Annotated in this window: 21 protein-coding genes; 10 read left to right on the top strand and 11 right to left on the bottom strand. The window is 64.6% G+C overall.

All coding sequences use genetic code 11. The annotated features are described in order from the left end of the window. Positions 1–19: 19 nt before the first annotated feature. From soxY to WA237_RS11015, 4 genes are all read right to left on the bottom strand, one after another. Positions 20–436: a thiosulfate oxidation carrier protein SoxY gene (soxY, locus tag WA237_RS11030; protein WP_040618013.1), complete on the bottom strand. Its 417-nt coding sequence runs from the start codon at positions 434–436 to the stop codon at positions 20–22. Positions 437–484: 48 nt separating this feature from the next. Beyond that, positions 485–958, bottom strand: coding sequence for a sulfur oxidation c-type cytochrome SoxX (soxX, locus tag WA237_RS11025; protein ID WP_040618014.1), 474 nt, complete (start codon positions 956–958; stop codon positions 485–487). Positions 959–1,058: 100 nt separating this feature from the next. After that, positions 1,059–1,661: a SoxW family protein gene (locus WA237_RS11020; protein ID WP_336097720.1), complete on the bottom strand. Its 603-nt coding sequence runs from the start codon at positions 1,659–1,661 to the stop codon at positions 1,059–1,061. Positions 1,662–1,701: 40 nt separating this feature from the next. Next, positions 1,702–2,451, bottom strand: coding sequence for a cytochrome c biogenesis CcdA family protein (locus WA237_RS11015; RefSeq protein ID WP_009814103.1), 750 nt, complete (start codon positions 2,449–2,451; stop codon positions 1,702–1,704). A gap of 192 nt (positions 2,452–2,643) precedes the next feature. Between WA237_RS11015 and WA237_RS11010 the strand changes: the two genes are divergently transcribed. From WA237_RS11010 to argE, 4 genes are all read left to right on the top strand, one after another. After that, positions 2,644–3,045, top strand: a complete 402-nt coding sequence (locus tag WA237_RS11010) for a hypothetical protein (RefSeq protein ID WP_336097719.1) — start codon at positions 2,644–2,646, stop codon at positions 3,043–3,045. Positions 3,046–3,158: 113 nt separating this feature from the next. Continuing rightward, entirely contained in the window at positions 3,159–3,494 is a 336-nt protein-coding gene (locus WA237_RS11005) for an ArsR/SmtB family transcription factor (RefSeq protein ID WP_040618460.1), read from the top strand. 6 nt (positions 3,495–3,500) lie between these two features. Next, positions 3,501–4,559 (top strand): YeeE/YedE family protein, encoded by a 1,059-nt coding sequence (locus WA237_RS11000; protein ID WP_336097718.1) that lies wholly within the window; start codon positions 3,501–3,503, stop codon positions 4,557–4,559. Positions 4,560–4,622: 63 nt separating this feature from the next. Continuing rightward, positions 4,623–5,777, top strand: a complete 1,155-nt coding sequence (gene argE, locus WA237_RS10995) for an acetylornithine deacetylase (protein ID WP_336097717.1) — start codon at positions 4,623–4,625, stop codon at positions 5,775–5,777. 52 nt (positions 5,778–5,829) lie between these two features. Here the strand turns inward: argE and WA237_RS10990 are convergent, their stop codons facing one another. Beyond that, a complete protein-coding gene (locus tag WA237_RS10990) occupies positions 5,830–6,819 on the bottom strand; it encodes a YHYH protein (protein WP_336097716.1) in 990 nt (329 codons plus the stop codon). 158 nt (positions 6,820–6,977) lie between these two features. Then, positions 6,978–8,117 carry an aromatic ring-hydroxylating oxygenase subunit alpha gene (locus tag WA237_RS10985; protein WP_336097715.1) on the bottom strand — a complete coding sequence of 380 codons (1,140 nt, stop codon included), beginning with the start codon at positions 8,115–8,117 and terminating at the stop codon, positions 6,978–6,980. Between the two features lie 108 nt (positions 8,118–8,225). Here WA237_RS10985 and WA237_RS10980 point away from each other — a divergent pair, with 108 nt between their 5' ends. Next, a complete protein-coding gene (locus tag WA237_RS10980) occupies positions 8,226–9,131 on the top strand; it encodes a LysR family transcriptional regulator (protein WP_336097714.1) in 906 nt (301 codons plus the stop codon). Between the two features lie 4 nt (positions 9,132–9,135). Here WA237_RS10980 and WA237_RS10975 read toward each other — a convergent pair whose 3' ends face one another. Beyond that, positions 9,136–10,341 (bottom strand): winged helix-turn-helix domain-containing protein, encoded by a 1,206-nt coding sequence (locus WA237_RS10975; RefSeq protein WP_336097713.1) that lies wholly within the window; start codon positions 10,339–10,341, stop codon positions 9,136–9,138. Between the two features lie 120 nt (positions 10,342–10,461). Between WA237_RS10975 and panB the strand changes: the two genes are divergently transcribed. Further along, positions 10,462–11,298: a 3-methyl-2-oxobutanoate hydroxymethyltransferase gene (gene panB / locus WA237_RS10970; protein WP_216014849.1), complete on the top strand. Its 837-nt coding sequence runs from the start codon at positions 10,462–10,464 to the stop codon at positions 11,296–11,298. Then, positions 11,295–12,146, top strand: coding sequence for a pantoate--beta-alanine ligase (panC, locus tag WA237_RS10965; RefSeq protein WP_336097711.1), 852 nt, complete (start codon positions 11,295–11,297; stop codon positions 12,144–12,146). Before panB ends, panC begins: the two co-directional genes overlap by 4 nt. A 3-nt stretch (positions 12,147–12,149) precedes the next feature. Here panC and WA237_RS10960 read toward each other — a convergent pair whose 3' ends face one another. From WA237_RS10960 to WA237_RS10950, 3 genes are all read right to left on the bottom strand, one after another. Next, positions 12,150–13,433, bottom strand: a complete 1,284-nt coding sequence (locus tag WA237_RS10960; protein ID WP_336097710.1) for an acetylornithine deacetylase/succinyl-diaminopimelate desuccinylase family protein — start codon at positions 13,431–13,433, stop codon at positions 12,150–12,152. A gap of 69 nt (positions 13,434–13,502) precedes the next feature. Then, a complete protein-coding gene (serA, locus tag WA237_RS10955; protein WP_009814115.1) occupies positions 13,503–15,098 on the bottom strand; it encodes a phosphoglycerate dehydrogenase in 1,596 nt (531 codons plus the stop codon). Positions 15,099–15,181: 83 nt separating this feature from the next. After that, entirely contained in the window at positions 15,182–16,336 is a 1,155-nt protein-coding gene (locus WA237_RS10950) for a phosphoserine transaminase (protein ID WP_336097709.1), read from the bottom strand. Positions 16,337–16,577: 241 nt separating this feature from the next. Here WA237_RS10950 and serB point away from each other — a divergent pair, with 241 nt between their 5' ends. Both serB and WA237_RS10940 read left to right on the top strand, forming a co-directional pair. After that, positions 16,578–17,450, top strand: coding sequence for a phosphoserine phosphatase SerB (serB, locus tag WA237_RS10945; RefSeq protein ID WP_336097708.1), 873 nt, complete (start codon positions 16,578–16,580; stop codon positions 17,448–17,450). A gap of 133 nt (positions 17,451–17,583) precedes the next feature. Next, a complete protein-coding gene (locus tag WA237_RS10940) occupies positions 17,584–17,904 on the top strand; it encodes a hypothetical protein (protein WP_336097707.1) in 321 nt (106 codons plus the stop codon). A 7-nt stretch (positions 17,905–17,911) separates the two neighbouring features. On the opposite strand, the gene WA237_RS10935 is transcribed toward WA237_RS10940, so the two are convergent. After that, on the bottom strand, positions 17,912–18,535 hold the full coding sequence (locus WA237_RS10935; RefSeq protein WP_336097706.1) for a TetR/AcrR family transcriptional regulator: 624 nt from the start codon (positions 18,533–18,535) through the stop codon (positions 17,912–17,914). Between the two features lie 146 nt (positions 18,536–18,681). Here WA237_RS10935 and WA237_RS10930 point away from each other — a divergent pair, with 146 nt between their 5' ends. Continuing rightward, positions 18,682–20,727, top strand: a complete 2,046-nt coding sequence (locus WA237_RS10930; RefSeq protein WP_336097705.1) for an NADH:flavin oxidoreductase — start codon at positions 18,682–18,684, stop codon at positions 20,725–20,727. Position 20,728 lies beyond the last annotated feature (1 nt).

Genomic DNA, 20,728 nt, shown 5'->3' with positions numbered 1-20,728 from the left:
AAATCTCCTGAATTGAGGATCAGCCGCCGCAGCCGCCGATGGTAACCTTGACGGTGCTCGATGCCTTGGCAAAGCTGCCGTCCGCCATTTTGGCGATGGCCACGACATCCTGTGTTCCGGCGAGGCGGATACGGGTGGAGGCGTGTTGGCTCGCGGCGAGCGGGCCGAATTTGAACGTGGCCACGGGCGGCACCGGGTTGCCGAGCGCCAGCACCATGATTTCGGTCGCGCCGGGGGCGGAGACCTCGATCGGAACGGTGTTGCCGTTTTCGGCGATCTCGGGGGCGGTGAGGGTGATGCCGGTGTCGGCCATCTCCGCGCCGCCGGTGAAGGCGGCGATTTCATCCTCGCCCTTGGCATTGGCGCTCATGGGCAGGCCGAAGGCGACAAAGGCGCCGGTGCCCATGATCATCACATTGCGTCGTGAAAGCTGCATTTTAAACTCCTGGAATCCTTGGTCCAGCCGCGACGGGCCGGGCCGCAATCACTCTTTGAGGGTTGTCAGATAGGCGACGACATCCTCGATCTGCTGGGCCGTCAGGATCGGGCCGAACGTATCGTCTGCGGCTTTGCCGGTATAGGCCTTGCCGGGGCGGATGAAGCCTTCGGTCTTGTAGAAGGAGGGCATCATCGAGCCGTCGAACATCATCTTCGCGTTGGCGACGATGCCGCGCAGCTCTGCCTCGGACCAGCGTTCGCCCGCACCATCGAGCGGCGGGCCGATTTCACCGTGGAACGGCACTTCGGCCTGATCGCTGATCATGTGACAGGCAACGCAATTGCCAAGGCTCTTGTTGCCGACGATTTCGCGCCCTCGCGTGGCATCGCCTGCCGCACCGGAGAGCGACTGCGCCACAGCGCCGTCCTCGTAGGTGACATCGCTGGGTGCGATTTCCGCGGCGGAAACGCACGTAGCAGCCAATGCCAGCCCTACACTAAGGGTAAGTGTCTTTGCCATGTGTCCTCCCAAACATATTCATTTTTTTGTATATCAATACGCAGGCTCTGTATAGCGGGCAAGATGAAATCGCAGCCCGCCGCTGCCGCGTCATGGGTCGTCAGTCGGTGCTTCCGTTGTCGCGCTCCTGGATGCGGCGGGCGTGGTAGCGTTGAAAATCCTCCCCATTATCAAGCTCATAACGCTTTTCCGCCACCCAGGTGAACATGTCGATCGTGGTGCCGAGCCCAAAGGCGCCGGGCATCACCGCCACCGCAGAATGGGCGGCGGTCTGATCCTCGGCCACCTCTTCCGGCAAGAAGAGAATCGTCGGGGTGAAAAGCATCCCCCATTTACGCGCCGCCTGCTTTTCGCTCAGCGCTTCGCCGTCGAAATCGGTCACTTCGGTGTCGCCATGCAGGTTCATCTGCACGACGAAGAAATTGTCGCGGATATAGTCGGCAAGCACCGGCTGCGGAAAGATTTCCTCATGCATCTGGGTGCAATAGACGCAGCCGCGCTGTTCCATGATGATGGCGAGCCGTTTGCCTTCGGCATTGGCCTCGGCGAGGTCTTCGCGCAGGTCCTTGAACGTGTCGCGCATCCAATCGGTCTTGTGTAGCCCGTCATCGCCGAGCTCGACAGCGGCGGCGGTGGTGGGAATCGCGGTGGTCAGGCCCAGTGCGAGCAGGGCGGCGGCGGCGAGGGCGAAGAGACGGGGCATGGCATGTCCTTTCGAAAGAGGCGCGCCGGAAGGGCCGCGGTCAGAACCCGCTTCCGATCTTCTGGAAGGCGGGGAAGGCGGTCAACATCCAGTTGGCGATCAGGTTAATTGTATCAGTTGCGATGAGCGCCGCAAAGACCAAGAGCAAGAGGCCCATCGCCTTTTCCACCTTGGGCAGGTGGCGGCGGAACCGTGCGGCAAAGCGCAGGAACGGCCCGATAAAGAGCGCGGCCACCACGAAAGGCGCGGTCATCCCGATGCCGAAGGTGATCAGCAAGATCAGCCCGCGCAGCGCGGTCTCTTCGGTGCTGGCGGTGAACACCACGGCGGTGAGCACGCCACCAACGCAGGGCGTCCAGCCCGCCGCGAAGGCGAGGCCGACGACATAGGCCCCGAGCACCGACATGTTGGAGGTGTCGCCCGCCTCGAGCTGTACCATGCGGTTGAGAAAGCCGATGCGGATCACCCCGAGGAAATGCAGCCCCATCAGCGCCACGACGATGGCGGCGAAGATGCGAAATTCGGTCTGCAAGCCGCGGAAGGTCTGGCTCAGCCCATAGGCGGCGGCGCCGAGCAGCACAAAGACCGTGATGATGCCCAGCGAGAACATCACCGAGGCCAGCACGGCGCGGCGGCGCAGCCCCGGCGCGAGGCGGCCATCGGCGCTGATCTCGGCCATCGAAGCCCCGGCCATATAGCTCAGGTAAAACGGCACGATGGGCAGGACGCAGGGCGAAAAGAACACCAGAAGCCCCCCGAGCATCGCGCCAAGGATGGAGACATCGAACATGCGGGACCTCGCCGGTTGGCGGCTATCACGGAGCCGTGGCTTGATCATATTCCAGAATAAGAATATTTTAGCAAGAACAACCCTCGGGCGATCCGGGTGGGACAGGCGCGGGGAAGAGCCAGGGTGCATAGGGCGACGGGAACGATGCGGGCTGCGAGGCCGCAAAGGATGGCGTGGGCCGGACGGGCGCGCGTGGTCCTGGTGTCGGCGCTGTGCGCGCTGATCACGACCCAGCCGCTGCGCGCCGCCGAGCTGGTGATGGTCGAGCAGGTCGGCTGTCCCTGGTGCGAGGCCTGGGACCGCGAGATCGCGCCCGCCTATCCCAAGACCGAAGAGGGCAAGCGTGCGCCGCTGCGCCGGGTCGATCTGCATGATCTGCCCGAAGATCTGGAATTCAAGAGCCGCCCGGTTTTTACCCCGACCTTCGTGTTGATGGAGGAGGGGCGCGAGTTGCAGCGCATCGAAGGCTATGCCGGGGATCAGTTTTTCTGGTTCCTGCTGGGGCAGATGCTCGAGGCGCATCCCGAGGCCACAGCCCTGCCGGAGACGGGGGCCACGGCCCTGCCAGAGGCGAAAGAGGAGGTGCCGCAGTGAGGCGCGAAATCCACGACGACCCGGCAATGCAAGCGGCCAACCCCCAAGATTCTTGCGATATGGCGGGGGCTGCGCTACCCATCGCGGACCCCGACACAGCCAAGGCGGCGCGCATGAACTTGCCTCTCATCTCCAAGGATATGTCCGATGAGGACATCACGCGGATGATGAAAAACGCCTGTGATGCGTCGAATTTCCTCAAGGCGATCAGCCATGAGGGGCGGCTCATGATCCTGTGTCACCTGGCCAGCGGCGAGAAATCCGTGACCGAGCTCGAAGAGCTGTTGTCGTCGCGGCAGGCGGCGGTGTCGCAGCAATTGTCGCGGCTGCGGCAGGAGGGGCTTGTCCGGCCCCGGCGCGAGGGCAAGGTGATCTATTACGCGCTGAGCGATCCACGGGCGGTGCGGGTTCTCGACGTGGTCTACGACATTTTCTGCAATCCGGGCTGACGGGCCGTGCTGAGCGCTGCCTTGCCCGATCCGTTTCTCGTCGCTCTTGTCGGGGGCGCGGGCGGTATCGTGCTGGGTCTGGCGGCGCGGCTCGGGCGGTTCTGTACCCTCGGCGCGATCGAAGACCTGCTCTATCAGGGCAGTTCGCTGCGGCTGCGCATGTGGCTGATGGCGATGGCGGTCGCGGGGCTCGGGGTGTTTTCGCTTATGGCGCTGGGGCTCATGCCGCTGGGGCGGACGATTTACCATATGTCGCCGTTTTCGCCGCTGGCCGCGGCGCTGGGCGGCGGTCTCTTTGGCTACGGCATGGCGTTGGCGGGCAATTGCGGTTTTGGCGCGCTGGCGCGGGCGGGGGGCGGCGATCTGCGGTCCTGGGTGATCGTGCTGGTGATGGGGATGGCGGCCTATGCGGCGATCTCGGGGCCCTTGGCCGGTCTGCGGCTGTGGCTGGTGCATGGCACGGCGCTTGATATTCAGAGCCGCGATCTGGCGGCGCTCTTGGGCTGGATCACCGGGCTGCCGGTCTGGGCGGTGGGTCTCGGCCTCTGGACGCTGGCGGTGCTGGCGCTGCTCGTCTCGCCGGTATTGCGGGGCGACCGGCGGGCGCTTTTCTGGGCGGTGGCGGTGGGGCTGGCGATTGTCAGCGGCTGGGCCGGGACGGTGCATCTGGCGCGGGGCGGGTTCACCCTCATCCCCATCGAGAGCCACAGTTTCACCGCACCGCTGGGCGAGACCATGCTCTATGTGATGACCAGCAGCGGCGGCGGGCTCAGCTTTGGCGTCGGCTCGGTGCTTGGCGTGCTGGCGGGGGCGCTCTTGGGCAGTGCGATCAAGGGGCATTTCCGCTGGGAGGCCTGCGAGGACCCGCGCGAGCTGCGCCGGCAGATCCTCGGCGCGGTGTTGATGGGGTTTGGGGCGGTGCTGGCGATGGGCTGTACCATCGGGCAGGGGGTCTCGGCCATGTCGGTGCTGGCCTATAGCGCGCCGGTGACCTTCGCGGCGATCCTGGCCGGTGCGGCGCTCGGGCTGCGGCAGCTCATCAGCGGCTTTTCCCGCATCGTCTGAGCGCTTGATCCCGGCGGGGAAACCCGGCAAACCCGTGCCGAGAGGCAATCCGGGAGAGACAGGATGAACAGCGCAGAGATTTTGGACCGGCTCATCGGCTTTGACACGGTCAGCCGCAACCCCAACATCGATTTGATGCGGTTCATTCAGGGGCTGCTTGCCGATGTCGGCGTCGAGGCCGAGCTGATCCCCGACAGCGATGGCAAGAAGGCCAATCTGCTCGCCACCATCGGGCCGCGCGATGGCCGGGGCGTGATGCTCTCGGGGCATACCGATGTGGTGCCGGTGGATGGGCAGGATTGGACCAAGCCCGCCTTTCGCCTGACCCAGGAAGACGGCAAGTATTTCGGGCGCGGCACGGCGGATATGAAGGCCTTTGTCGCCTGTGCGCTGGCCGCGGGCCTCAAGGCCGCGAAACGCGAGCTCAAGACACCGCTGCATCTGGCCTTTTCCTATGACGAGGAGATCGGCTGTCAGGGGGTGCGGTCGATGATCGACCTGTTGCGCGATGCGCCGGTGCGGCCTGCGATGTGTATCGTGGGCGAGCCCACCAGCCTCACTGTGGCCACCGGCCATAAGGGCAAGATCGCCCTCAAGGCGCGCTGTGTCGGGCGCGAGGGGCATTCGGCGCTGGCCCCGCTGGCGATGAACGCGCTGCATCTGGGCTGTGATCTGGTGAGCGTGCTGCGCGAGGTGCAGGATGATCTGCGCGAGCGCGGGGCGCAGGATGGCGATTACGACGTGAGCTATACCACCGTCCATGCGGCCAAGATGCAGGGCGGCGTGGCGCTCAACATCGTGCCAAACCTTTGTGAGGTGGATTTCGAGATCCGCAATCTGGCGCAGGACGACCCGCAGAAGATCCTCGCCGGTATTCGCGACCGGGCCGAAGAGATCGTCGCCCGGGTGCGCGACCATGCGCCGGAGGCCAGCATCGAGATTTCCGAGAACTTCTCCTACCCCGGTCTCGACACGCCGGGCACCGCCGAGGTGGTGGGCTTTGTCAAATCGCTGACCGGCGGCAATGCGACCTGCAAAGTGGCCTTTGGCACCGAAGGCGGGCTCTTCTCGCAAGAGCTCAGCATTCCGACGGTGGTCTGTGGGCCGGGGTCGATGATGCAGGGGCACAAGCCCGATGAGTTCGTCGAAGTGAGCCAGATCGAGCGCTGCGACAGCATGCTCGACACCTTGCTGGATCGGCTCGAAACCGGGCTGTGAGCCGGGGCTGGACCGCCCTGAAGGCGGTCCAGATTTCAAGTGATCGTGAGTGTTACGGACGCGGTTGACCCGGCGGCGGCAGGGCGGCGCGCAGGGCGTCTTCGCTCAGCCCGAGCGTGGCGGCTGCGGCGGCGAAATCGGGCGGCATGGAGGTGCCGAGCGCGTCGCGCAGCGCCTCTGTGCTGATACCGAGCGTTGCTGCGGCTGCGGCGAAATCCGGGCCGCCACCGGGGGCACCCTGCTGTGCGGTGACCTCGACCTCGCCATGGTAGCAGTCGATCATATAGGGCGCTTCGTCCTTGGTCAGGTGATAGTGGTAGATGCCCTCGGGGAATTCCGGCGTCGCGCCAAAGTGGCCGCTGCATTCGTCGAGATCGGCATTGGTGACGATCGCGCCCTCGGCATCCTGATTGCCATAGACCGGAAACCCGTCCTCGATCACGCCGATCATCACGGAATGGCTGCCCTGGGTCTCGAGATCATCGGTGATGCAGACCGGCACGCCGTGGTAATGGTAATTTGTCCCATCGGCGAGCGTATGACCGTTGCATGCGTCGAGAAAGGCCACGTGGTCATGCACGACCTGATCATCCTGCGCCACGACGGAGCGTTCAAAGTTCTCGTAATCGTTGAAGATCTGCGCCCCGCTGATGGCCACGCCGATGCGGCCGAGCGAGGTGTCGGTGACCTCCTCGGTATAGGTCGGGCGTGTGGTGATCGTGGTGTCGACCGGCGAGGGTTTGAAATACTCTGCCGAACTCACCGGGGTAAAGGCCTCGGCGGGCTTGTCCGAGAAGGGCTGTTGGGTCGGATTGTTGGGGATCAGGTATTTCTCGGCAAAGCCATGGCTCGGCATGCCGTCGGATTGAAACCGGAAGGTCTGGGCGGCCTGGTCGATGGTGATCGTGACATTGTCGGACCATTGGGCGGCCTCGACGGCCTGCGCGGTGTCGACCACGGGAATGGGGGTGTCATGGGCGGCGAGCGGGGTGATCTGCAACGCGGCGAGGGCCACGGTGCCGAAGAAAAGCTTGGATCTCATGCGGCGGCTGTCCTTTTGGCCCGTGGCCCGGGGCGACCCGCGTGGGGGCTCCGGGGGCGGGCGGTGTTGCGCTATGTCTTTGATACGCGAACGCCGCCCGGTTCCGTCGGTTCCGGGCGGCGTTTTTTCCAGATATCCCGGCGCAGGCGCGCGCGGTGTCAGCCGCCGTTCACCCGTGCGTTGAGATACTGCGCGAAATCATAGTTCGGGCGTTCCAGATGGCTCAGATGGCCGGGGGTGGCCATGTCCGAGCAAAGCCCGTTGTAGACCTTTTCGGTGCAGCCGCGATCCTCGACATTCACGTCATCCAAGAGGGCCTTGAGCGCGTTGAAATGGCTCTGTGCCTCGGGGTCGTTGACAAACTCCGGGGCCATGCCGCCGCCAAAGCGGATCTCGACCTGACCGACCCCATGCGGGTGCAGCGACAGATACCAGAAATAGCCGGGGGTCAGCGTGATCAGCAGGCTCGGGTAGATCGCCAGCAGAAAGGTCGTGCGGCGGCGTTCCCCGCTGAGCCGGGTGTTGGTCGGATGGGCATTGCCCAGCACGAAATCCGGCTCTTTCAGAATCCAGTGATAGTTGAACGCCTCTTCGCCCGGCGGACAGACCATTTCCTCGAGCTTCGACAGCCCGCCGATGGTGCCCGCGTGGCAGACCGGCAGGTGATAGCTTTCCATGAAATTCTCGGCCAGCACCTTCCAGTTGGTGTCCCAGCGGTGGGTCTCGAAAAAGGTCTGCTGGTAATTCTCCATCTCGTAATCGCCGACCAGATCGGCGACACCGGCGAGCGTCTCGGAGACCGGCGGGGCATCGGGGTTGAGCGTGATCATCACCCAGCCGTGCCATTCCTCGCAGCGCACCTGTGGCAGGGCCTGACCGTCCTTGCAGAAGGCTTCGTTGAGGGTCATCGCGGGCGCGCCGCGCAACCGCCCGTCGAGATTGTAGGTCCAGGCGTGATAGGGGCAGACGATGGCGCGGGTGTTGCCCGAACCCTCAAGCAGGGTCGACATGCGGTGCAGGCAGACGTTGGACTGGGCGCGGAGCTGACCTTCGCGGTCGCGGATCACCATGATCGGCTGACCGGCGAGTTCGAGCGTGGTGTAATCGCCCGGATTGGGCAGCGCATCGGCGCGGGTGACGCAGAACCAGTCCTGTTTGAACACATTCTCGATCTCTGCAGCGAGGAACTCGTCGCTCGTATAGACCGATTTCGGCATGGCACGGGCGCGTTCAAAGGGCTGGGCCACGTTGGAGGCCAGTTCGGCGAGGGGCGAAAGCGTGCTGTCATGGCGGGTCATGCGGGGCGTCCTTTGCTGCGCGGTCCGGGTGGGGCGAGCATAGGGGTGGTCCGTGAATAATCAAAATTCATTCTTTTTGGGATTGGCATAGTCATATACTATGTAGTCATGCAGGATTTTACGCTCAGACAGCTCGAATATCTCTTGGCGGCGGTGGACGAAGGCTCGGTCGCCGGGGCGGCGGCGCGGCTCAATGTGTCGCAGCCGACGATTTCCGTGGCACTGGCCAAGATGGAGGCGCAGCTCGGCGTGCAGCTCTTGTTGCGGCAGCACGCGCAGGGGGTGACGCCAACCGCCTCTGCGCGCACCATTCTTCCCGCCGCGCGGAGCCTTCTGGCCCATGCCGGAGAGCTCGGCCGGGCGGCGCGGGATGCGGGGGCGGGGCTTGCCGGTGAGCTGACCATCGGGGCGGTGTCGACGCTGGCGCCGCTGGTGCTGCCAGCGCTGATCGCGCGGCTCGGGCGGGACTATCCCGAGCTGCGGCTCGCGGTGCGCGATGGCTCGCAGGCGGCGATGCTGGCGGCGCTGGAGGCGGGGGCGGTGGATATGGTGCTGCTCTACGATATCGACCTGCCCGAGAGCGTTGCGTCGCGGGTGTTGGCGGCGCCGCAGCCCTATGCGCTCTTGCCTGAGGGGCATCGGCTGGCGGGGCAGGCGGAGGTGCGGTTGCGTGATCTGGCGGCAGAGCCGTTGATCCTGCTCGACATGCCGCCGAGCCGGGATTGGTTTTTGGGGCTTTTCCGGGCCGCCGGGGTGGAGGCCAATGTCGCCCATACCTCGCCCTCGATGGAGCTGGTGCGCGGCATGGTGGGGCAGGGGCTTGGCTATTCCGTGCTGGTGACGCGGCCGCGCCATGATCGGACCTATGACGGGCGGCGGGTGGTGGCGCGACCGCTCAGCGACAGTCCGACGGCGGGGCGCGTGGTGATCGGCCATCTGCGCGGGCATCGGCAGACCCGGCTTATGCAGGTCTTTGCCGAGGCGGCCGCCGCGCATTTCGCGCAAGAGGCGTGACGTGTCAGGCGCGGGCGGTCGCAGCCTCCCAGAGGATCTCAGTGACCCCGGCGAGACGGGCAAAGCGCGCCAGTTCCGCGTCGAGACGGTCATAGCGGGCGGGCCCCCAGCGGATGGCGGGTTCGGGCCAAAAGCCCGTCACCCGCATCTGGCCCTTGCCGCGATCTGCCTTGAGCTCGATCCGGCCCACGAAGCGGTCGCCTTCCAGCAGCGGGTAGACGTAATAGCCCCAGCGGCGCTGCGCCGGGGGCACAAACATTTCATTGCGATAGGCAAAGCCGAAGAGCCGTTCGAGCCGTACACGGTCGCGGATGGCGGGATCGAACGGGTTGAGCAGGCGAAGCCGGGCGCTCGGGGCCGGGGCGCGGGCGAGCCGTGCCTCGATGTCCGCAGGCGCAAGGGCGGCGGTCCAGCGGCGGTCGGCGCTCTCCACCTCGACCGGGACGAGATCGGTGGCATGTGAGACCCAGTCGCGCGTCTCGCTCGCGTCCATCGCGGCCCAAAAACGCTGTACCTCGCCGGGCGTCGCAAAGCCCAGCCGGTCAAGCGCCGCGCGGCAGAGCCAGTCCACGGCGTCCGGATCGGGATGGGCGTCGCGCAGGGGGGCGGGAAAGACCCGTTCTGGAAGGTTGTAGAATTTGACGAAATTCTCGCGGTAGCAGGTGGCGAGATCGCCCGCGTACCACATCTGATCCAGCGCCTTTTTATGCGGCGGGCGGGCCCACATTTCGCGGCTTTCTGCCTTGGTTTCAAAGGCATGGGTCGAGAGCGGGCCCTCAGTTTCGATCCGGGCGCGGATGCTGGCGATCTCGGCCTGGGCGAGCCCCGATTGAAACCAGGCGGCGCGCCGCGCCTTGGCGCCGAGCCGGTCGAATTGGCGCTGCCAATAGGGCAGAACCTCCATCGGCAAGAGCGAGGCGTCATGGGTGAAATGTTCGAAAATCGCCCGGTCCCGGCCCAGAAGCGGCCAGAGCATGCCCTCGCGGTAGTTCTGATTGCGCGACCACAGGATGTGATTATGGGCGCGGGTCACGTTGCGGATCGTGTCGATCTGCACAAAGCCCAGCCGCCGGATCATCCCGAGCACATCGAGCGGCCCGGTGGGCGTCGGCCCGAGCCCGGTGACATCGAGCCAGAGCCGCCGCGCGGCGCGGTTGTCGATGCGCAGCGGCGCGGTCATCGGGAAAGAGCGGTCAGGATCATGGCGCATGAGTTTCGTGACGCCACGGCCCGCGTCAAGGGCGCGGGGCGGTTTTTCGTGGAAATCGCGTGGCGGAATTGCTAGGCATCGCTGCAACGCGGCGTAACTGCCGGTCTGGGAGGACAAAAGATGAGTGCCACAGCGAGGAAAACCGCGCCTATGCCCGATGATATACGGGCGATGAAGGGCGGTACGCCGATTGTCAGCCTGACCGCCTATACCACGCCTATGGCCAAGATGATGGACGCGCATTGCGATTTTGTCCTCGTTGGCGACAGCCTCGGCATGGTGGTGCATGGGCTGCCCTCGACGCTCGGTGTGACGATGGAGATGATGATCCTGCATGGGCAAGCCGTGGCCCGTGGGCTGAGCCGGGCGATGATGGTGATCGACATGCCGTTCGGTTCCTACGAGGAAAGCCCCGAACAGGCGTTTCGCAACGCCGCGCGGCTCATGGCCGAGACGGGCGCGGGCGCGGTCAAGCTCGAAGGTGGCACCCATATGGCCGAGACCATCGCGTTTCTGGTGGCGCGGGGCGTGCCGGTGATGGCGCATGTCGGGCTCACGCCGCAGTCGATCAACACGCTTGGCGGCTATAAAGTGCAGGGGCGCGATGCGGGGGCGGAGAAGCTTCTGGCCGATGCGCGGGCGGTGGCAGAGGCCGGGGCCTTTGCCGTGGTGCTGGAAAAAGTGCCCGCCGTGATGGCCGATCGGATCACCGAAGAGGTCGCAATCCCGACCATCGGCATCGGCGCGTCGGCGGGCTGTGATGGGCAGATCCTCGTGGTCGATGACATGCTCGGCCTCTTTACCGCCTTCAAGCCGAAGTTCGTCAAACGCTATGCCGATCTCGGCACCCAGGGCGAGGCGGCGATTGCCACCTATGCCGACGAGGTGCGGGCAAGGCAGTTTCCAGCCAGCGAGCATACCTTTGCCGCCGAACAGCCCCAAAAGGCCGCCACATGACCGCGCCGATCATTCGGAGCCTCGCCGAGCTGTGCGCCATGACGCGGGGCTGGCAGATGGCCGGGGAAAAGATCGGCGTGGTGCCCACCATGGGCGCGCTGCATGACGGGCATCTGTCGCTGGTGAAGGCGGCGGAAGAGAGCTGTGAGCGGGTGATCGTGACGATCTTCGTCAACCCGAAACAGTTCAACAATCCCGAGGATCTCAAGAATTATCCGCGCACCGAAGAGGATGACGCGCGCAAACTGCGGCGGTTCTCGGTGGATGCGATCTATGTGCCCGATGGTGACGAGATGTACCCCGACGGCTTTGCCACCACGGTCAGCGTGAGCGGGCTCACCGATGTGATGGACGGCACCTATCGGCCCGGCCATTTCGAAGGGGTGGCGACGGTCGTGGCCAAGCTGTTCCTGCAGACCTCGGCCAGCGACGCGTTTTTCGGCGAAAAGGATTTCCAGCAATTGCAGGTGGTTCGGCGGATGGCGCGCGATCTCGATATTCCGATCACCGTGCATGGCTGTCCAACGATCCGCGAGATCGACGGGTTGGCGATGTCGTCGCGCAACCTGCTCTTGTCCGACAGGGCGCGGGTGACGGCGCCCCGGCTGCATGAAGAAATGGAGCGGATTGTCGAAGGGTTCCTTAGCGGGGAAGACCCGGCCGAGCTCACCCAGGCGGCGATCAAGCGCCTGCAGGCGCAGGGCTTTGGCGATGTGGATTACATCGACATTCGCGCCAATGACGACCTGAGCCTTGTCACCGCCCTCGATCCGGCCCGCCCGGCGCGGCTTTTTGCGGCGGCGTGGCTCGCCGGGGTGCGGCTCATCGACAATATCGCGGTGGAGTGACGGCTAGGCCGGTTTCGGGCCAAGCAGATCATGGAGGCTCAGCGCCATGACCTGCGCCGCCTCGATCATGTCGTCGATGCCGACATATTCATCGGGCTTATGCGCCAGATCGAGAATGCCCGGCCCATAGGCGATGCAGTTCTTGAGCCGCCCGATCCGGTCGATATGTTTCTGGTCATAGGTGCCGGGCGAGACTACGTAATCGGGGGCGCGGCCCATCACCTCTTCGACCGCGCGGGCGACCGAGGTCACGATCGGCGCGTCGCGGTCGGTCATGCTCGGCAGGACCCGGTGCAATTCGCGCAGACCATAGTCGAAATTGGCGCGGCTCGCGCCGATCCGGTCGAGAAGATCGGTGATCTCGGCCTGCACCTCGTCGATGTTTTCCTCGATGAGAAAGCGCCGGTCGACCACCATCCGGCAACGGTCGGGCACGCAGGGCGAGGGCAGGCCGGTGTAATCCGCCTCTTGTTCCGGCTCGCCGCCATGGATCGAATTGATGTTGAGCGTCGATTGCCGCGCGCCTTCGGGGACGACGGGCATCTCGGTGCGCTTGCGGGCGAGCGCCGGGAAGAGGCTGCGCTCCATCTCGTCGAGCACCGCCCCCATGTGGCGCACGGCGCAATCGCCGAGAAAGGGCATCGAACCATGGGCGATCTCGCCGCGTGTCTCGATCTCGGCCCACCAGACGCCGCGATGGCCGAGGCAGACGCGGTCCTTGTTGAGCGGTTCGGGGATGATCACATGCTGGACCCGGGCGGGATCGAAATAGCCGCGTTCGGCGAGATAGGCGACGCCGCCGAACCCGCCGGATTCCTCATCCGCCGTGCCGCTGATCTCGATGGCGCCGGAGAAGTCGGGGCAGAGGTCGATAAAGGCCTCGGCGGCGATGATCGACGCGGCCAGGCCGCCCTTCATGTCACAGGCGCCCCGGCCATAGATGCGCCCGTCGATCACCTCACCGCCAAAGGGGTCGGTGGTCCAGCCATGGCCGACCTCGACCACATCGGTATGCGAATTGAAATGCACGCAGTCGCCGGGATGTTTTCCGGCGCGGCGGGCGACGATGTTCCAACGGGGGTATTTGTCGCTATCGCCAGGGGCGCCGGTGGCGCGGATGAGCTCGGTCTCGAACCCTGCGTGCAAAAGCCTGCGGTCGAGATAGTCGCAAATGTCGCGGTAATGGCGGCCCGGCGGATTGAGCGTCGGGATGCGGATCAGATCCTGCGTCAGCGCGATCAGATCCTCGCGTCGCGCCTCGATCTCTTCCCGTAGCCTGTCTTTCATGTCACCGCCCCCGCCTGTCGCTGCCCGAAGGTTAGGGCGCGAAGGGCGGGGGCGGCAAGGGTCTGTGCGTCAGGCCACGTCGAATTGCAGCGGCCGGACCTGTTTGAACATGCCGGTGTCTTCGAGCTGCTTGATCACCGGGGCGGGCACTTCGGCATCGACATAGAGAAGCGCGATGGCCTCACCGCCGGCCTGCGAGCGGCCCAGGGTAAAGTTGGCGATGTTGACGCCGTTCTGCCCCATGGTCTGACCCAGCATGCCGATGATGCCCGGCTCGTCCTCATTGGTGGTGTAGAGCATATGCGCCCCGATCTCGGCGTCGATATTGATGCCCTTGATCTGGATAAAGCGCGGCTTGCCATCCGAGAAGACCGTGCCACCGATCGAACGTTCCCGCTCGGCCGTCACAACGGTGAGCTTGATATAGCCCTCGAAGACGCCCGATTTGTCCTGATGCGTGGTCGAGATCTTGACGCCGCGTTCCTTGGCGATGACCGGGGCCGAGACCATGTTCACCTCGGGGTTGACCGATTTCATGATGCCCGCGACCGCCGAACAGGTCAGCGCCTCGAGGTTCATCTGCGACACCACACCGTCATAGAGGATGTTGATCGCCTTGATCGGCTCGTCCGTCATCTGGCCGATGAAATTGCCCAGATGGCCCGCGAGCTTGATCCAGGGGCCCATCACCTTGGCCTCTTCGGCGGTGACCGACGGCATGTTGAGCGCGTTCGACACGGCCCCGGTCAGCAGATAGTCGGAGATCTGTTCCGCCACCTGCAGCGCCACGTTTTCCTGTGCCTCGGTGGTGGCGGCGCCCAGATGCGGGGTGCAGACCACGTTGGGCAGATCGAAGAGCGGGTTTTCGGTCGCCGGTTCCTGCGAGAACACGTCAAAGCCCGCACCCGCCACATGGCCGGATTTCAGCAGCTCGGCCAGCGCCGCCTCATCGACCAGACCGCCCCGGGCACAGTTGATGATGCGCACGCCCTTCTTGGTCTGGGCGAGCCGTTCAGCGGAGAGGATGTTGCGGGTCTGATCGGTCAGCGGCACATGCAGCGTGATGAAATCGGCGCGCGCGACGAGCGTGTCGAGATCGACCTTTTCGACGCCCATCTTGTCGGCCTTTTCCTGGCTCAGGAAGGGGTCATAGGCCACGACCTTCATCTTGAGGCCACGGGCGCGGTCGCAGACGATGCCGCCGATATTGCCCGCGCCAATGACGCCGAGCGTCTTGCCGGTGAGCTCGACCCCCATGAATTTCGACTTTTCCCATTTGCCGGCATGGGTCGAGGCAGAGGCTTCGGGCAGCTGACGTGCCACGGCGAACATCATCGCGATGGCATGTTCGGCGGTGGTGATCATGTTGCCGAAAGGCGTGTTCATGACGATCACGCCCTTTTTCGAGGCGGCGTCCTTGTCGATATTGTCGGTGCCGATCCCGGCGCGGCCGATCACCTTGAGATTGGTGGCGGCGTCGAGGATTTTCTCGGTGACCTTGGTGGCCGAACGGATGGCGAGACCATCATATTGGCCAATGATTTCAGCGAGCTTGTCCTTGTCCTTGCCCACGTCGGGCAGGAAATCCACGTCGATGCCGCGGTCGCGGAAAATCTGGACGGCGGTTTCAGAGAGCTTGTCGGAAACGAGAACTTTGGGAGCCATGTGTCTGGTCCTTCATTGCAGATGTTGGGAGCGGGCCGGGCTCTTGAAAAGAGCCCGGACTGATTTCTTTGCAAGAAATCGGGTCACGCGGGCTGAGACAGCGCCTCGATTTCCGATTGGAAGGCCCAGTCGATCCAAGGCAAAAGCGCCTCAATATCGGAGGTTTCCACCGTGCCGCCGCACCAGATGCGCAGACCGGCCGGCGCGTCGCGATAGGCGCCGATGTCATAGGCCACGCCTTCGGCTTCGAGCCGCTTGGCGACCGCCTTGGCAAAGCCTGCGCCATCGGTGATCCGCGCATCGGCGAATTTCAGACAGACCGAGGTGTTCGAGCGGGTAGCGGGATCTTGGGCGAGGTTCTCGAGCCACGGGGTGGCTGCGACAAATTTGGCAATCGCCCCGGCATTGGCATCGGCCCGGGCGATGAGCCCTTTGAGCCCGCCATTGGCGCGCGCCCAGTCGAGGGCGAGAAGATAGTCTTCGACCGCCAGCATCGAGGGGGTGTTGATCGTCGCCCCTTCAAAGATGCCTTCGATGAGCTTGCCGCCCTTGGTCAGGCGGAAGATCTTGGGCAGCGGCCAGGCGGGGGTATAGCTCTCGAGCCGGGCGACGGCGCGCGGGCTGAGCACGATCATGCCATGGGCGGCCTCGCCCCCAAGCACCTTCTGCCAGGAGAAGGTGGTGACATCGAGCTTGTCCCAAGGCAGGTCCTGCGCGAAGGCGGCACTGGTGGCGTCGCAGATCGTCAGGCCGTCGCGGTCCGATTTGATCCAGTCGCCATTGGGGACGCGCACGCCGGAGGTGGTGCCGTTCCAGGTGAACACCACGTCCTTGTCTGTGTCGACCTCGGCAAGGTTCACGATCTCGCCATAGGGGGCGTCGCGGACCACGGCGTCGAGCTTGAGCTGTTTGACCACATCGGTGACCCAGCCTGCGCCAAAGCTTTCCCAGGCGAGCATTTCAACCGGGCGCTCGCCCAGCAGGTTCCACAGCGCCATTTCGACGGCGCCGGTGTCCGAGGCGGGCACGATACCGATGCGGTAATCGGCGGGGATGCCGAGAATTTCACGTGTGCCTTCGATGGCGGATTTGAGCCGCTCCTTGCCGACAGCTGCGCGGTGGCTGCGGCCCAAAGGCGCGCCCGACAGTTTGGACAGATCGAAGGTGGGGATTTTGGCGCAGGGGCCAGAGGAAAAACGCGGGTTGGCCGGCCGCGTTGCCGGGTAGTCAATAGCCATTGATGCTATCCTTCCAGATAAGCGCCCTTCGTTGGGGAAGGGTGTCCCGCGGATAGGGTTAGGGGGATTTCTGCGCCGCCGCAACAGGGAAAATGACGCCCATGCGGCGGTTTGGGGGTGAATTGCGACGCGAAATGGAGCGGATCGGAAACTTGCGTCCCGCTCTGTGGCGTGGCTGGTATCTGGTCAAAGGCGGCGTTCTGGGCTAGTCGAAGCCCAAGCAACGAGAGGATTTCCGCCCATGTATGTCGTTTCCCTGATCGCCGCCAAAGACGGGCTTGCCCCGGCTCTGGTCGAGAGCCTGCGCAATGCCTGGGGTGGCGGTGATGCCCAGTGGCTGGCCCCCGATGAGGCGGCGGAATTCACCCTGGCGGAGGTGCCGGGGAATCGCTGGGATGTCTGGGCCGACCTGCAGAAAGAGCGGGTCGACATGATCGTGCAACCGGCTGAAAACAGACGTAAATCCATGCTTCTGGCGGATATGGACAGCACCATGATCGCGCAGGAATGTATTGACGAGCTGGCCGAGGAGGCAGGCGTTGGCGAGCATGTCAAAGCGATCACCGCGCGGGCGATGAATGGCGAGCTCGATTTCGACGGGGCGCTGATCGAGCGGGTGGCGCTGATGAAGGGGCTCGATGAGGCGGTGATCGACAAGGTTCTGGGCAGCCGGATCACCTATGTCGAAGGCGGCCGGACCCTCATCGCGACGATGCGCGCGAAGGGCGGCTATGCGGCCTTGGTGTCGGGCGGGTTTACCGCCTTTACCGCCCATGTGGCGGCCGATCTGGGCTTTGACGAAAACCGCGCCAACACGTTGATTATCAGCGACAAAAAGCTCACCGGGGAGGTCGGAATGCCGATCCTCGGGCGCGAGGCCAAGGTGGCCGCGCTCGAAGAGATCACGGCGCGGCTCGGTATTGCCGAGGCGGATGTGATCGCGGTCGGGGATGGGGCCAATGATCTCGGCATGTTGCACCGGGCCGGGGCGGGGGTGGCGATGCATGCCAAGCCCAGTGTGGCGGCGGAATGCGACATTCGGATCAACCACGGCGATCTGACCGCGCTTCTCTATCTTCAGGGCTATGCCAAGAGCGATTTTGTGACCGTCTGACGGGGTCTCACAGAAACTCTTCGCGGCAAAAACGCGATGTCGGTATCCTGTCGGTATCACGTCGGCATCGCGACAGTGGCGATTTTCGCCTCTGGCGGGGTGCGGGCGACCCCCTTTGCAAGGAGATACGGTCATGCCGAAATTCATCTTCGCCTATCACGGGGGCAGCGCCCCCAACCCCGATGACGATGCCGAGATCGCCCGGATCATGGGCGCGTGGCAGGGGTGGCTCGAAGGGATGGGCGCGGCCTGTCTCGACATGGGCAACCCGGTGGGCATGTCCAAGACGGTGACGGCGGACGGGCTGCGCGACGATGGCGGGGCCAACCCGCTTTCGGGCTATACGATTGTCGAGGCCGCGGACATGGCGGCGGCGTGCGATCTGGCGCGGGGCTGTCCGATCCTCGAAGGCGGCGCGGGCAGCGTCGAGGTGGCACCCATCGTAGAGATGTGAACCGGGATTACGCCGGGGCGTGGCGGGCGAGAAACTCGGCCGCCTCCTCGGGCGTGGGCGGGGTGCCGGCGAAAAGCTCGACATAATGCTGCACCCGGGCGAGCCGTTCGGCGCGCGGCTCGGTGATGTCCATCGAGCTATAGCCGATCTGGGTGAGCATGACGGTGAGCGCGCGCACCTGGGCCTGTTCCGGGGCAAAGCCGTGGCGCAGGAAGAGGTCGCGCACCGCCTCGATGCGGCGGGTATCGGCGGCGGTGACCCGCGCCAGAAGGGCCGCATCATTGCGCGCCCAGTTGCGAATCGCGAGATCGAGCCGCCCGTCAAAGAGCGCCGGGTCGAGCCAGCAATCCATCACATGAAACAGCGCCGCACAGAGGCTGTCGGCGGGTTTTTCGCATTGCGCCACCAGCGCGTCGGTGTTGCGGTTCTGCCAGCGTTCGATCATCGCCGCATGCAATTCGGCGAGATCCTTGAAGAACCAGTAAAAGCCGGTGCGCGTCAGGTTGAGCCGCTTGGCCAGCGGCATGATTTTGACGGCCTCGATCCCCTCGGAGATCAGCATCTCATAGGCGGCGTCGAGCCACAGGTCTTTGGAGCCGCGTTGACGCTGGCGGGGGGCGGGTCTGGTCATGGCGCCATGCTATAAGACTTGACACATATGTCAATTGTGGCGCAGGCTTTCTCCTGACACCTGTGTCAAGCCCGCCAGAGCCCCAGATTTCCAAGCCCAGTTTCCCAGACCCAGACCCAGACCCTCCAGGTACCGAGACCCAGATCATGAGCACAGACCCCCTGCTTCAGCCCTATCAGCTCAAACATCTCACCTTGAAGAACCGGATCATGACCACCAGTCACGAACCGGCCTATCCCGAGGATGGGATGCCCAAGGACCGCTATCGCGCCTATCACGAGGAACGGGCGCGGGCCGGGGTGGCGCTGGCGATGACGGCGGGATCGGCGGCGGTGTCAAAGGACAGCCCGCCGGTGTTCAACAATGTGCTCGCCTATAAGGACGAGGTGGTGCCGTGGATCCAGAACCTGACCGATGCCTGCCACGAACATGGCTGTGCGGTGATGATCCAGCTCACCCATCTGGGCCGTCGCACCACCTGGAACAAGGGCGATTGGCTGCCCTCGGTGTCGTCGAGCAAGCATCGCGAACCGGCGCATCGCGCCTTTCCCAAGCTCATCGAGGATTGGGATATTGACCGGATCATCACGGATTTCGCCGATGCCGCCGAGCGGATGCAGGCGGGCGGCATGGATGGCATCGAATTGCAGGTCTATGGCCATCTTCTCGATCAGTTCTGGTCGCCGCTGACCAATGATCTGGTCGGGCCCTATGGGGCCGATACGCTCGAGAACCGGATGCGCTTTCCGCTTGATGTGCTGGCGGCGATCCGCAAGCGGGTGGGACATGAGTTCATCGTCGGTTTCCGCTATACGGCGGATGAGGCGCAAAAGGGCGGCATCACCCCGGAGGAGGGGCTCGAGATGTCCGAGAAGCTGGCGGGGACCGGGCAGCTCGATTTTCTCAACGTGATCCGGGGCCGCATCCACACCGATCCGGCGATGACCGATGTGATCCCGGTGCAGGGGATGCCGAGCGCGCCGCATCTCGATTTCGCGGGCGAGGTGAAAAAGCGCACCGGGATGCCGACCTTTCACGCGGCGCGCATTCCCGATGTGGCGACCGCGCGCCATGCGGTGGAGGCGGGGCTTTTGGATATGGTGGGGATGACCCGCGCCCATATGGCCGATCCGCATGTGGTCAAGAAGATCATGGAGGGGCGCGAAGAGGATATACGGCCTTGCGTCGGGGCCACTTATTGTCTCGACCGGATTTATCAGGCGGGCGAGGCGCTCTGCATTCACAACGCCGCCACCGGGCGCGAATTGTCGATGCCGCACACGATTGCGCCGGCTGAGACACGGCGCAAGATCGTCGTGGTTGGCGCCGGTCCGGCGGGGCTCGAGGCGGCGCGGGTCGCGGCCGAGCGCGGCCATGACGTCACTGTTTTCGAGGCGCAGCCCGATCCCGGCGGGCAGGTGCGGCTCACCGCGCAGAGCCCGCGCCGCCGCGAGATGATCTCGATCATCGATTGGCGGATGGCGCAATGCGCGGCGCGCGATGTGACGTTCCGGTTCAACACCTGGGCCGAGGCCGAGGATGTGACCGCGCTCGACCCGGATGTGGTGATCGTGGCCACCGGCGGGCTGCCCAATCTCGAGCTCTTCGAGTCCGGGCAGGAGGCCGCGCATGTGGTCTCGGCCTGGGACATCATCGCGGGCGATGTGAAACCGGCGGGCCATATCCTCATCTATGATGAGAGCGGCGATCACCCGGCGCTGCAGGCGGCGGAGATTGCGGCCAAGGCGGGGGCCAAGGTCGAGGTGATGACGCCGGATCGCACCTTTGCCCCCGATATCATGGCGATGAACCTGGTGCCCTATATGCGGGCGCTGCAGGACAAGGATGTCACCTTTACCGTAGCGCGGCGGCTCTTGGGGGTGGAACGGTCGGGCAATCGGCTCACCGCGACGATCGGCACGGATTACAGCGATTTCAGCCGTCAGCAGAGCTATGATCAGGTGGTGGTGAACTATGGCACGCTGCCGCTCGATACGCTCTATTTCGATCTCAAACCGCTGAGCCGCAATGGCGGGGCGGTGGATCACGAGGCGCTGGTCGCGGGGCGGCCTCAGGAGGTCCTGCGCCACGAGGCGGGGGCGTTTCAGCTTTTCCGGATCGGCGATGCAGTGTCGGCCCGCAACACCCATGCGGCGATTTACGACGCGCTGCGGCTGGTCAAGGATCTCTGAG

Source organism: Roseovarius sp. CH_XMU1461 (genome assembly GCF_037027165.1).
In the GTDB taxonomy this organism is placed as follows: Bacteria; Pseudomonadota; Alphaproteobacteria; order Rhodobacterales; family Rhodobacteraceae; genus Roseovarius; species Roseovarius nubinhibens.
This window is presented reverse-complemented; position numbering and strand designations above follow the sequence as displayed.